The sequence below is a fragment of the Nocardioides agri genome (assembly GCF_013778305.1).
In the GTDB taxonomy this organism is placed as follows: Bacteria; Actinomycetota; Actinomycetes; order Propionibacteriales; family Nocardioidaceae; genus Nocardioides; species Nocardioides agri.
The window spans coordinates 202,032-213,882 of the sequence record NZ_JACEIC010000004.1; the positions used below are offsets into that span (position 1 = coordinate 202,032).

At 71.7% G+C, this 11,851-nt stretch carries 14 protein-coding genes; all 14 read right to left on the reverse strand.

The features are described from left to right. Positions 1 to 16 precede the first annotated feature (16 nt). Entirely contained in the window at positions 17 to 844 is an 828-nt protein-coding gene (locus HZF07_RS23025; protein ID WP_157339866.1) for a F0F1 ATP synthase subunit delta, read from the reverse strand. Continuing rightward, positions 844 to 1,431 carry a F0F1 ATP synthase subunit B gene (locus HZF07_RS23030; protein WP_157339867.1) on the reverse strand — a complete coding sequence of 196 codons (588 nt, stop codon included), beginning with the start codon at positions 1,429 to 1,431 and terminating at the stop codon, positions 844 to 846. The genes HZF07_RS23025 and HZF07_RS23030 overlap by 1 nt, the downstream gene beginning before the upstream one ends. Positions 1,432 to 1,475: 44 nt before the next feature. After that, positions 1,476 to 1,679 (reverse strand): ATP synthase F0 subunit C, encoded by a 204-nt coding sequence (atpE, locus tag HZF07_RS23035; protein ID WP_056908071.1) that lies wholly within the window; start codon positions 1,677 to 1,679, stop codon positions 1,476 to 1,478. Positions 1,680 to 1,751: 72 nt separating this feature from the next. Beyond that, entirely contained in the window at positions 1,752 to 2,573 is an 822-nt protein-coding gene (gene atpB / locus HZF07_RS23040; protein WP_181645635.1) for a F0F1 ATP synthase subunit A, read from the reverse strand. A 10-nt stretch (positions 2,574 to 2,583) separates the two neighbouring features. Beyond that, positions 2,584 to 2,856 carry an AtpZ/AtpI family protein gene (locus HZF07_RS23045; protein ID WP_157339868.1) on the reverse strand — a complete coding sequence of 91 codons (273 nt, stop codon included), beginning with the start codon at positions 2,854 to 2,856 and terminating at the stop codon, positions 2,584 to 2,586. A 38-nt stretch (positions 2,857 to 2,894) separates the two neighbouring features. After that, positions 2,895 to 3,347, reverse strand: coding sequence for a hypothetical protein (locus HZF07_RS23050; RefSeq protein WP_157339869.1), 453 nt, complete (start codon positions 3,345 to 3,347; stop codon positions 2,895 to 2,897). Positions 3,348 to 3,492: 145 nt separating this feature from the next. Beyond that, complete coding sequence (locus tag HZF07_RS23055) at positions 3,493 to 4,638, reverse strand: MraY family glycosyltransferase (protein ID WP_157339870.1); 1,146 nt, start codon at positions 4,636 to 4,638, stop codon at positions 3,493 to 3,495. Next, on the reverse strand, positions 4,638 to 5,297 hold the full coding sequence (locus HZF07_RS23060) for an L-threonylcarbamoyladenylate synthase (RefSeq protein ID WP_181645636.1): 660 nt from the start codon (positions 5,295 to 5,297) through the stop codon (positions 4,638 to 4,640). Before HZF07_RS23060 ends, HZF07_RS23055 begins: the two co-directional genes overlap by 1 nt. A gap of 19 nt (positions 5,298 to 5,316) precedes the next feature. Beyond that, positions 5,317 to 6,153, reverse strand: coding sequence for a peptide chain release factor N(5)-glutamine methyltransferase (gene prmC / locus HZF07_RS23065; protein ID WP_181645637.1), 837 nt, complete (start codon positions 6,151 to 6,153; stop codon positions 5,317 to 5,319). Further along, positions 6,150 to 7,223 (reverse strand): peptide chain release factor 1, encoded by a 1,074-nt coding sequence (gene prfA, locus HZF07_RS23070; protein WP_157339871.1) that lies wholly within the window; start codon positions 7,221 to 7,223, stop codon positions 6,150 to 6,152. Before prfA ends, prmC begins: the two co-directional genes overlap by 4 nt. A gap of 96 nt (positions 7,224 to 7,319) precedes the next feature. After that, positions 7,320 to 7,544: a 50S ribosomal protein L31 gene (gene rpmE / locus HZF07_RS23075; RefSeq protein ID WP_157339872.1), complete on the reverse strand. Its 225-nt coding sequence runs from the start codon at positions 7,542 to 7,544 to the stop codon at positions 7,320 to 7,322. Positions 7,545 to 7,657: 113 nt separating this feature from the next. Further along, entirely contained in the window at positions 7,658 to 9,235 is a 1,578-nt protein-coding gene (locus tag HZF07_RS23080; RefSeq protein WP_157339873.1) for a sensor histidine kinase, read from the reverse strand. A 156-nt stretch (positions 9,236 to 9,391) separates the two neighbouring features. Continuing rightward, positions 9,392 to 9,763, reverse strand: a complete 372-nt coding sequence (locus tag HZF07_RS23085) for a response regulator transcription factor (RefSeq protein WP_181645638.1) — start codon at positions 9,761 to 9,763, stop codon at positions 9,392 to 9,394. Positions 9,764 to 9,875: 112 nt separating this feature from the next. Further along, a complete protein-coding gene (gene rho / locus HZF07_RS23090) occupies positions 9,876 to 11,699 on the reverse strand; it encodes a transcription termination factor Rho (protein ID WP_157339972.1) in 1,824 nt (607 codons plus the stop codon). Positions 11,700 to 11,851: the final 152 nt, after the last annotated feature.

Consider the following 11,851-nt stretch of genomic DNA (forward strand, 5'->3'; position numbering starts at 1 on the left):
GGGTGCCGGTACGGCGTCAGCCGGCCAGCTTGCGTCGGGCGTTGTCGAGGCGGGCGACCACGGTGCCGTCGATGACGTCGTCACCGATCTCGATCCGCAGGCCGCCGAGCAGTGCCGGCTCGACCTCGACGTTCAGGTGCACGGGACGGCCGTACTGGGCGCTGAGCGCGTCCGCGAGGCGGGTGCGCTGGGCGTCGGAGAGCTCCCGTGCCGTGCGCACCAGCGCCACTCCCTCGCCCTGGGTCGCGGCGGCGACCTTCTGGAACTCCTTGATCGCGGCCTCCACCGACCGGAAGGAGCCGGCGAGCGCCTGCTCGGTCAGCGTGACCGTCGCGGGCAGCGCGCGGCCCTCGAGCAGCCGCCGGAGCAGCTCGCCCTTGTCCGCGCGCGAGCGGGCCGGGTCCGAGAGCGCGATGCGCAGCTCCGGGCTGTCGTTGACGACCTGGCCGACGACGAAGAGCTCGTCGGAGAGCCGGGCCGCCTCGCGACGCCCGGCGGACCGGACGATGGCGACGACGCCGAGGTGCTCGAGCGCGTCGGCGAGGTCACGGGCGGCGAGCCAGCGCAGCCCCGACGCCTCGGCCAGCACGTCGACGGCCCCGGCGCTCGCCTTGCCGTCGAGCAGCCCGTGCACGAGCGCGGCCTTGGCCTGCGCCGGCGTCGACACGTCGGTCAACGTCCGGCGCAGGGTGGGCTCGCTGCGCAGCAGCGCGGCCAGACCGAAGAGGTCGAGACCGAGCTCGGCGAACTGCTCGAGCGTGAAGCCGTCGTTGTCGACACGCTCACCGAGGACCTGCAGCGCCTCCGCGGAGGAGCCACGCAGGGAGCTCAGGGGCTGCACCATCAGCTCGCCCCGTTGCCTGCGGCCTCGGAGGCCTCGATGGTCTCGAGGTCGGCCAGGAACCGGTCGACCACGGCCGCCGAGCGCGCGTCGTCGTCGAGGCTCTCGCCCACGATCCGGCCGGCGAGGCTGGTCGCGAGCGTGCCGACCTCGGCGCGCAGGGAGGTGATCGCCTGCTGGCGCTCGGCCTCGATCTGCGACTTGCCGTGCTCGACGATCCGGGACGCCTCGGCCTGGGCCTGCTCCCGCATCTCCGCGACGATCGCGGCGCCGTGCTCACGAGCCTCCTCGCGGATGCGAGCGGCCTCGTGCCGGGCGTCGGCGAGCTGCTGCTCGAGCTCGGCGAGCTTGGCGTCCGCCTCCGCCTGCTTGGTCTCGGCGGCCTCGAGGCCACCCTCGATGGCCTTGGTGCGCTCCTCGAAGGTCGTCTCGAAGTTCGGCACGACCCACTTCTTCACGGCGAAGAAGAGGATGCCGAAGACGACCAGGGAGAGGCCGATCTCGACGAGGTGCGGGAGCAGAGGGTTGAGCTCGTGCTCCTCAGCCTCCTCGGCCGCGCGCACCACGAGCGGAGCGATCAGTGCTTGCATGACAGGTCCTTCCGGGGTCCTACGTCAGAAGCCGGTCGGACCGGTCAGAGAACGAACGCGAGGGCGATACCGATGATCGCGAGCGCCTCGGCGAGCGCGAAGCCCAGGATCGCGATCGACTGCAGGCGGCTCTGGGCCTCCGGCTGACGGGCGACACCGCTGATGTAGGCGGCGAAGATCAGACCGATGCCGACACCGGGGCCGATCGCAGCCAGGCCGTAACCGATCATGTTGAGGTTGCCGTCCACGGCAGTTTCCTTTCGGTTGTTACTACTTCAGGTGGATAGAGAAGCTGGTGGAACTCAGGTGGTGCGGGAAGCTCAGTGCTCTTCGGCGATGGCGCCGGAGATGTACATCGCGTTGAGCAGCACGAAGACGTAGGCCTGCAGGAACTGGATCAGCACCTCGAGCAGGGCCACGGCGATGAAGAGGACCCACGACAGCAGGCCGACCGCGGCGTAGGCGCCGCCCATCTCGGTGATGAGGTACTCGCCGCCGAGGGCGAAGAGGATCAGCAGCAGGTGGCCCGCGAACATGTTGCAGAACAGACGGAGGGCCAGCGTGACCGGCCGGACCAGGATGTTGGACATGAACTCGAGCGGCACCAGCAGGATCAGCATCGGGCCCTTGATGCCCGGCGGCACCGTCTGGTGCTTGAGGTAGCCGAAGAACCCGTGCCGCTTGATGCCTGCGCCGTTGTAGATGATCCAGCTCAGGATCGCGAGGCTGTAGACCATGCCCGAGCGCGAGAACGTCGGGAACTGGATGAACGGGATGGTCGCGAAGAGGTTGTTGACCAGGATGAAGAAGAAGAGCGTGAAGAGGTAGGGGACGTACCGCGCGAAGTCGTGCGCGCCGATGATGTCGCGGCCGACCGAGTTGCGGACGAAGCCGTAGGCGCCCTCGCCCACGAACTGCAGGCGGCCCGGGACCATCGCCTTGTGGCGCGAGGCGGCCCAGAAGAGCGCGAAGACGATGACCGCGGCGAGCACGAGCTGGAGCATCGGCTTGGTGACGCCGAGCACGAACTCCTGCCCGAACATCGTGAAGGTCTCGTGACCGCCACCGATCGCCGGCAGGTCGAAGTCTGCCGGCGAGGGCGGCGTGAAGCCCTCGCTGCGCACCACGGCTGCGTAGGTCACCGGTTCTCCTCTAGTTCTGGTCGTGCGGCTTGTCGGGCTGCGATTCGGGCTGCGGGTCTGGCGGAAGTGCGCGGTTGAACCTGCTGAACGTCAGGTAGATGCCGAGTCCCGCGCCGACGATGATCCCGATCGCGACGATGAAGTCCGTCCCGAGCCACCGGTCGATCAGCCACCCCAGGAAGCCGTAGATCGCGACTCCCGAGACGATGTACCCGAAGGCGTGCCACGGGTCGCCCTTCGGTCGCTCGTCCTGAGGTCCGGCCGACGGATCCTGCTGACTCATTGCGGTCCGGACAATAGCAGCCGGGTCGGGTCGTCATTTCACCCGCCTCCGCCCTGGTGAGCGGGCAGGTCGTAGATCGGGATCCGGCGCGAGGTGGAGAGCACCACCTGCACGGTCAGCCAGCCCAGGGTGCCGGCGATGACGGTGCCGCCGAGCCACTCCCGGGAGATCTCGTCGTCCAGCAGGCCGGAGCCGGACAGCGCCACGAAGACGAGCCCCATCGCGAGCACCTGGAGCGTGTAGGTCAGCAGCGCGAACATCAGCGCCGCGCTCGGCATCAGCGTCGCGACCGCGTTGACGGCGAAGGTGCCGAAGCCGAAGACGCCGACCACGATGAGCGTGCCGACGAGGGCGCCGTACGCCGCGGCGGAGCCGCTGGTCAGCGCACCGGCCAGCACGACGAGGAGGCCCAGCGCCAGGGTCGCCCCCGCGGTCCGCACGAGCGCGACCGTGCCCCGGTCACGAGGTGCGTTCCTGGTCTCGGTCGTCATGCGCGGCGGCCGTTTCTTCTGGGCGATCAGTGCATCGTCCCGACGCGGTCGGGGAGTTTGTGAAAACTAGCACAAAGTCCGGAGCGCCCGAAAACGGAACGATCCAAGCCGACTCTACGTGCCCCGGAGCGCCCCAGCGCAAGCGTCAGGCGACGGGGGTGTGCCGGGGACCCGGCGCGTGGATCCGTGGGAGCACGAACGTCAGGGCGATCGTCAGGGCGATGGCGCCGCCGACCGCGACCCACGTCCAGGTCTCCCCCGGGTAGAGGCTGACGAGCACGGTGCCGAAGGCGACGAGCGCCGCCCACAGGTACATGATGAGGACGGCCCGGCGGTGCGAGTGCCCGATCTCCAGCAGCCGGTGGTGCAGGTGCTGCTTGTCGGGGGCGAACGGCGACCGGCCGGCGCGCGTCCGGCGGACGACGGCCAGCACCAGGTCGAGGATCGGCACGATCAGCAGCGAGACCGGCAGCAGCAGCGGCAGCAGCGTCGGCACGTAGCTGGTCGACTGGCCGCCGGCGCCGTCGGAGAGCTGGTCGGGGGTGAACTGCCCGGTCAGGGTGACCGCGCTCGCCGAGAGCACCAGCCCGATGAGCATCGACCCGCTGTCGCCCATGAAGAGGCGCGCCGGGTGGAAGTTGTGCGGCAGGAAGCCGGCGCAGGCACCCGCCAGCATGGCGCTCAGCAGCGCGCCGGTGGTCGCGCGCGGCAGGTCGTTGGAGGTCGCGACGACGTAGCAGAAGACGAAGAACGCCGAGGCGCCGAGGCCCACCACGCCGGCGGCGAGGCCGTCGAGCCCGTCGACCATGTTGACGGCGTTGACGGTCGCGACCACGACGAACCCCGTGAGCAGGGCGCCCTGGGCGGGGTCGAGCGAGATCTGCAGGCCGTCGCGCCCCGGGAAGAGGACGTACTGGATGCCGAACGCGATGAGGAAGCCGGCCGCCAGCACCTGGCCGCCGAGCTTGGTGAGCGCGTCGATCTCGAAGAGGTCGTCGAGCACCCCGACCGCGCAGATCAGCGCCCCCGCGATCAGCACGATCCCGGCGTCGCGGAAGACGAACGGCTGGCCGGTCGACGACAGGAACGGCAGCTGGCGGGCCACGACGTACGCCGTGGCGAGGCCGCCGAGCATCGCCAGACCGCCGAGGTAGGGGATCGGCACCGCGTGGACGTCCCGGTCGCGGACCTTGGCGACCGCGCCGGTGCGCAGCGCGATCTCCCGAGCGATCACCGTGAAGAGGTAGGTGGCCGCCGCGGAGACGAGGAAGACGAGGAGGTACTCCCGCATCAGCCCTCGTCGGTCAGGGTCGCGCCGAGCGGCTCGAGCACCTCGTTGAGCTGCTCGACCGACAGCGCGCCGCGGCGCAGCACCCGGCCCTGGCTGCCGGTGACGTCCACGATCGTCGAGGCCTCGCCGCCCGGGCTGACCCCGGCGTCGACGACGACCGAGACCTCCTCGCCGAGCATCTCGATCGCCTGGTCGGCGTCGGTGGCCGCGGGGCGGCCGGTCTTGTTGGCCGAGCTCACCGCGAGCGGTCCGGTGCGCTCGAGGATCGCCAGCGCGACCTCGTGGTCGGGCATCCGCACCGCCACCGTGCCCCGGGTGTCGCCGAGGTCCCACTGGAGCGAGCTCTGCTGGTGGCACACCAGCGTGAGCGGTCCCGGCCAGAAGGCCTCGACCAGCGCCCGCGCGTAGCCCGGGACCCGCACCGCGAGCGCGTCGAGCGTCGTGGCGGCGCTGACGAGCACCGGCGGGGGCATCTCCCGGCCGCGGCCCTTGGCCGCGAGCAGCCCACGGACGGCGACCGGGTCGAACGCGTCGGCGCCGACGCCGTAGACGGTGTCGGTGGGCAGCACGACCAGCTCGCCCTGTTGCACGGCGAGCGCGGCGGCCTCCACCGCGGCCTCGCGCTCCTCGTCGGTCCCCGTGGGATAGCGATCGCTCACTGCACGCTCCTCTCGGAGGTCATCGTGCCAGCCGAGCGGTCGTGAAGCGCGGCCGACCTGCCAGGTCGAGGTGGTCGCGCACGTCGGACCACCGGCCGGTGGCGGCGAGCACCCCGGGCGCGGACTCGCCCTGGGCGTCCGCGTGCTCGAAGCCCAGCACTCCCCCGGGACGCAGCAGCCGCGCCGCGCGGTCGGCGAGCACCCGGATGGCGTCGAGGCCGTCGGCGCCGGAGAAGAGCGCGAGGTGCGGGTCGTGGTCCCGGGCCTCGGGGGCGACCGACTCCCAGGCATCCAGCGGGATGTACGGCGGGTTGCAGGTGACCACGTCCACCGTGCCGAGCAGGTCGTCGAAGGCGGCGGCGAAGTCGCCGTGGCGCAGGTCGACGCCGGTGCCGGCGAGGTTGCGCTCCGCCCAGGCGTACGCCGACTCGTCGAGCTCGACGGCGTGCACGTGCGCCCCGGGCACCTCGTCGGCGACGGCCTTGGCGATGGCACCGGAGCCCGTGCACAGGTCGACGACCCGGCTGCCCTCCGACGCGTGCTCGATCGCCCAGCCGGCGAGCAGCTCGGTCTCCGGCCGGGGCACGAACACCCCCGGCCCGACGGACAGCTCCACGTGGCGGAAGTAGGCCACGCCGGTCAGGTGCTGGAGCGGCTCCCGGGCCGCGCGGCGGGCGAGCAGCGCGTCGTACTCCGCCACGCGGTCGCCCGACACCTCGTCGACGAGGGGCAGGTTGCCCCGGGTGGTGCCGAGCACGTGGGCGAGCAGCTCGGCGGCGTCGTGCTCCGGGCTCGCCACCCCGGCCTCGCGGAGCCGCGCTGCGGCACCGGCGAGCGCGTCGCGGCGCCGGGTCACTGGTCGAGCGCCTCGAGCCGTGCCGCGAGGTCGGCGTCGAGACAGGAGTCGAGCACCGGCTGGAGGTCGCCGTCGAGCACCTGGTCGAGGTTGTAGGACTTGTAGCCGGTGCGGTGGTCGGAGATCCGGTTCTCGGGGAAGTTGTAGGTGCGGATCCGCTCGGAGCGGTCGACGGTGCGCACCTGGCTGCGACGCGCCTCGCCGGCCTCCGCGTCGGCCGCCTCCTGCGCGGCCTGCAGCAGCCGGGAGCGCAGGATGCGCATCGCCTGCTCCTTGTTCTGCAGCTGCGACTTCTCGTTCTGGCAGCTCACGACGATGCCGGTCGGCACGTGCGTGATCCGGACCGCGGAGTCCGTGGTGTTCACGCTCTGGCCGCCGGGGCCGCTGGACCGGAAGACGTCGATGCGCAGGTCGTTGTCGTCGATCTGCACGTCGACCTGCTCGGCCTCGGGCAGCACGAGGACACCGGCAGCGCTGGTGTGCACCCGGCCCTGCGACTCGGTGACCGGCACCCGCTGGACGCGGTGCACGCCGCCCTCGAACTTGAGCAGCGCGTACGGCGCCTCGCCCGGCTCGGGCGTCCCCTTGGCCTTCACCGCGACCGTGACGGACTTGTAGCCGCCGAGGTCGGACGGGGCCGCGTCGAGCACCTCGACCTTCCAGCCGCGGGTCTCGGCGTACCGGCTGTACATGCGGAGCAGGTCGCCGGCGAACAGCGCCGACTCCTCGCCGCCCTCCCCGGACTTCACCTCGAGGATCGCGTCCTTGTCGTCGGCGGCGTCGCGGGGCACCAGCAGCCGGCGCAACCGCTCCTCGGCGTCGTGACGGCGCCCGGTCAGCTGCTCGGCCTCCTCGGCGAACGCCGGGTCCTCGGCGGCGAGCTCGCGCGCGGCCTCGACGTCGTCGCCGAGCCGCTGCCACTCGCGCCAGGCGCCGATGATCGACGACAGCGCGGCGTAGCGCTGGTTGAGCTTCTTGGCCAAGCGCGCGTCGGCGTGCGTCTCGGGCGCGGCCAGCCGGCCCTCCAGCTCGGCGTGCTCGGCGAGCATGCCCTCCACGGCATCGAACATCGTCACTCCTTGGGTCGTGCGAGTGTGGCGCGCGGCCTGGTCCGTGAAATGACGAGCGCCGGCCCCCGCAGTGCGGGAACCGGCGCTCGAACGGAGCTACTTCTTGGCGTCAGCAGCCTTCTTGGCGTAGCGGGCCTCGAAGCGGGCGACGCGGCCGCCGGTGTCGAGGATCTTCTGCTTGCCGGTGTAGAACGGGTGGCACTGCGAGCAGACGTCGGCGTGGATGCTGCCGGAGGTCGCGGTGCTGCGGGTGGTGAACGTCGCGCCGCAGGTGCAGGTCACCTCGGTGACGACGTAGTCCGGGTGGATGTCCTTCTTCATGGTGTCCTCTCAGCTGGCGCCGGGTCGCCTCGCTCCCTCTGAGGAGACGTGAACCGGGGCCGACAGACGATTGTGGCATGGGTGGGAACGCTTGGGTAATCCGCATTGTTCCCTCACGCGGTCGGTTCGGGCTCCCGCTCGCGCCCCTCGAACTCGCCCTCGGACCGGGGCCGCGGCGGCACCACGGTGAGCTGGGTGACGCCCGCCTGGACCGGCAGCCGGACGACGACCGTCGTGCCGACGCCCTCCTCGGAGGTGAAGGCCACGCTGCCGGCGTGGCGGTCGATGATCGTCTGAGCGATCCGCACGCCCAGCCCGGTGCCGGCGATCTCGTTGGTGACCGCGTTGGAGGCGCGGAAGAAGCGGGTGCCGAGCCGGTCGAGCTCCCCCGACGGGATGCCGAGGCCACGGTCGGCGACGACGACCTCCGCCTGGCCCTCGTTCGCGGTGACGACGACGTCGACGACCCCGCCCTCGGAGCTGAACTTCACGGCGTTGGAGACGAGGTTGAGGACCGCGCGGTGGAGCACCGCGCGGTCCGCCAGCACCGGCACCGGGACCGTGGGGGTCCGCACGCCGATCCGGATCTCGCGCCGGGCTGCGGTGATCTTGACGTCCATCGCCACGTCGCGCACCAGGCCGGACAGGTCGACGGGCTCCATCTGGTGGTGGCTGCCCTCGGCGCGCTGGAGGGTGAGTAGGTCGTCGATGAGCAGCTTCAGCCGGGCCACGTTGCGGCGGGTCGCATCGAGCATCCGCTCGTGGCGCGGCTCCATCCGGCCCTCGAACTCCTCGGCCACCAGCTCGAGGTAGCCGCTGATCGTGGTGAGCGGCGTGCGCAGCTCGTGGGACACGTTGGCGACGAAGTCGTCCTTGGCGGTGTCGAGCGTGCGCAGCTCCCGCTGGATCCAGACCTCGACCGCACGGGCCCGGTCCTGCGCGTCGGCGAGGTCGTTGAGCGCGGTCGCGACGGCCCGGACCTCCTTGGGCCCGGTGGACTCGGCACGCACCTCCTGGTCGCCCCGGGCCATCCGCTGGACGGTCCTCTCCAGCGCGAGGATCGGGCTCGTCAGCTCCGCGTCGAGCCGGCGCCGGGACCGGGCGGCGAGCAGGCACGTCAGGACCGCGACCAGCACGACCGCGAGCGCGGTGGCGCGCAGCCGCAGGGAGACGTCGTCGCCAGCGGTGCGGACCCGGTCGTCGAAGACGCCGGTGACGGTCCGGTGGGCGTCGCGGATCTCCTCGAAGCCCGCCATCCCTGCCCGCACCTCGCCGGCCGTCGCGCCCGTGCCGCCTTCCGCGGCCATCCGCGGCTCGGCGTACTCGTCGATCCAGGCCCGGGCCGCCTCCTCCTGCCGGGCGACCGCGGCCGCGAGCGCCCGGTCGCCGCTGGCGAACTCGCGCACCTCGCGCTGGTGGGCGGCAAGACGCAGCGCCGCCTGCTCGTAGTCGTCGGCGTACGAACGGAGGCCCGTGCTCGTCCAGGTCTGCACCGCGGCCGACATCTCGGCGAGGTCCCGGTAGATCGCCTGGTTGGCGCCGGCCGCCGGCTCGAGGTCGTCGACGAGCGCGTGCACGGCGAGGGCCGAGATGACGACACCGGCGACGGCGACGAGCGCAATGAGCACACCGAGGACCCCGACCCGCGCGAGCACGGACGAGACGATGCGCCGCACCGGGCGACCAGTCACCAACTCAGCACACCCCCGTGCTCGCTGGGGGACGACAGTCCCACCGGCGCGCGAGCACGCCCCTCCCGCCAGGAGGGTAGTGGCGCTCCTGCACCGGGACCTGTCGAACTTCCTCAGGACTGACGCAAGAACCGCCGCCGTCGTGAGGGGGCGGCGTCAGGTGGCGCGGCTGAGCAGCGCCTGGACGCGCGAGGCCAGCTCGCGGGGGCTGAACGGCTTGGTGATGTAGTCGTCGGCGCCGGAGTCGAACCCGGTCTCCACGTCGGACTCCTGGGCCCGAGCGGTCAGCAGGATCACCGGCAGGTCGGCCAGCGCCGGGTCGGCCCGGATCGCCCGGATCGCGTCCAGCCCGGAGACGCCGGGCATCATCACGTCGAGCACCGCGAGGTCGGGACGCTCGGCCTGGCAGGCGTCGATCGCCGCCGCGCCGTCCGCCACCGCCACCACGTCGTGCCCGAGGGTCGAGAGCTTGAACTCGACCAGCTCGCGGATGTCGACGTCGTCGTCCGCGACCAAGATCCGAGCCACGCGGGTCCCCTTCCCTATCGCTGTGCGTTCGCAGCCTAGCCGCACGTCGACGCGGAGGACACGGACGGTCCCCCACGCCGGCGTGGTGTCCCGCCGGGAGGCGGGGCGATCGTCAGTCCTCGCGCCCCGACACCGTCGGGGTCGTCTTCTGCACCTGCATCAGGAACTCGATGTTCGTCTGCGTCTTCCTCAGCCGCTCCAGCAGCAGCTCCAGCGACTGCTGGCTCTCCTGCGAGGACAGCACGCGGCGCAGCTTCCAGATGATCGCGAGCTCCTCCTGGCTCATCAGGAGCTCCTCGCGCCGGGTGCCGGACTGGACGGCGTCGATCGCCGGGAAGAGCCGCTTGTCGGCGAACTCCCGGCGCAGCCGGATCTCCATGTTCCCGGTGCCCTTGAACTCCTCGAAGATCACCTCGTCCATCTTCGAGCCGCTCTCCACGAGCGCGGTCGCCAGGATCGTCAGCGAACCGCCGCCCTCGATGTTGCGCGCGGCGCCGAAGAACTTCTTCGGCGGGTAGAGCGCAGCGGAGTCCACGCCGCCGGACAGGATCCGGCCGCTCGCCGGTGCGGCGAGGTTGTAGGCCCGGCCCAGCCGGGTGATGCCGTCGAGCAGCACCACCACGTCGTGACCGAGCTCGACGAGACGCTTCGCCCGCTCGATCGCGAGCTCGGCGACCGTGGTGTGGTCGCTCGGCGGACGGTCGAACGTCGAGGAGATGACCTCGCCCTTCACGGACCGCTGGAAGTCGGTGACCTCCTCCGGGCGCTCGTCGACCAGCACCACCATGAGGTGGCACTCGGGGTTGTTGGTGGTGATCGACGTCGCGATCGACTGCAACACCATGGTCTTGCCGGCCTTGGCCGGGGACACGATCAGGCCGCGCTGGCCCTTGCCGATCGGTGCCGCGATGTCGATGACCCGGCCGATCAGGTTGTCCGGTCCGGTCTCGAGCCGCAGCCGCTCCGATGGGTAGAGCGGGGTCAGCTTGCTGAACTCCACGCGGTGCGACGCGGTCTCCGGGTCCGCCCCGTTGACGGCGTCGATGCGCACCATCGGGTTGAACTTCTCCTTGCGCTCCCCCTCGCGGGGCTGGCGCACCTGGCCGACGATCGCGTCACCACGGCGCAGCCCGAACTTGCGCACCATCGACAGCGACACGTAGACGTCGTCGGCGCTGGCGAGGTAGCCGCTGGTGCGCACGAACGCGTAGTTGTCGAGCACGTCGAGGATGCCCGCCGCCGGCACCAGCACGTCGTCCTCGAGGATCGTCGTGTCCGGCTCGTTGCGCTGGCCCCCGGTGGCCCGGCCGGTGCGGTCGCGGTCCCGGCCCCGGCGGCGCCGGTTGCGGCGGCCGCCCTCGCCCTCGCCGTCGTCACCGTGGTCGGCGTCGTCGTGCTGGTCCTGCTGGCTCTGCTGCTGGCGCTCCTGCTGGCGGTCCTGCTGGCGGTCCTGCTGCTGGCCCTGCTGCTGGCTCTGCTGCCGCCGGCTCTGCTGGTTCTGCTGGCGGTCCTGCTGGCTCTGCTGCTGGCGCTCCTGCTGGTCCTGCTGGCGCTCCTGCTTGGGCTGGTCCTGCTTGGGCTGGTCCTGCTTGGGCTGGTCCTGCTTCTGCTGGCGGGTGCGCTCGCGCTGGCGCTCCTGCTTCGGCTGCTCCTGCTTCGGCTGCTCCTGCTGGGGGCGCTCCTGCTGCGGGCGCTCCCGCTCCGGGCGCTCCCGCTCGGTGCGCTCGGGGCGCTCGGGGCGCTCGGCGCGCTGCTCGGTCTGCTCGGGCTGCCGGTCCGCCGGCTTCTCGGCCGGCTTCTCGGCGGGCTTCTCGGCCGGCCGCTGGCCGCCGCTCTGATGGGCCTTGATCGCCTCGACGAGCTGGGCCTTCTTCATCGAGCCCGCTCCGGCGATGCCCAGGCCCGCCGCCATCGACTTCAGGTCCGCGAGCAGCATGGTGTTGAGGCCGCCGCCCCGCTTCCTGCCGGGCTTCTCCTCGGCGCCGCCCGAACCGGGCTCAGCGGTGGTCTCGATGGTCTCCGTCACGTGAGGTCCTTCCCACGTATCACTGCCGACCGGCCACGGGCCGACGGCGTCTGGTCACTGTT

Bases quoted from the DNA above. Each gene is read 5' to 3' on its own strand.
- HZF07_RS23025 (WP_157339866.1), bottom strand. From the start codon at position 844: ATGGTGCAGCCCCTGAGCTCCCTGCGTGGCTCCTCCGCGGAGGCGCTG.
- HZF07_RS23030 (WP_157339867.1), bottom strand. From the start codon at position 1,431: ATGCAAGCACTGATCGCTCCGCTCGTGGTGCGCGCGGCCGAGGAGGCT.
- HZF07_RS23045 (WP_157339868.1), bottom strand. From the start codon at position 2,856: ATGAGTCAGCAGGATCCGTCGGCCGGACCTCAGGACGAGCGACCGAAG.
- HZF07_RS23050 (WP_157339869.1), bottom strand. From the start codon at position 3,347: ATGACGACCGAGACCAGGAACGCACCTCGTGACCGGGGCACGGTCGCG.
- HZF07_RS23055 (WP_157339870.1), bottom strand. From the start codon at position 4,638: ATGCGGGAGTACCTCCTCGTCTTCCTCGTCTCCGCGGCGGCCACCTAC.
- prfA (WP_157339871.1), bottom strand. From the start codon at position 7,223: ATGTTCGATGCCGTGGAGGGCATGCTCGCCGAGCACGCCGAGCTGGAG.
- rpmE (WP_157339872.1), bottom strand. From the start codon at position 7,544: ATGAAGAAGGACATCCACCCGGACTACGTCGTCACCGAGGTGACCTGC.
- rho (WP_157339972.1), bottom strand. From the start codon at position 11,699: ATGCTGCTCGCGGACCTGAAGTCGATGGCGGCGGGCCTGGGCATCGCC.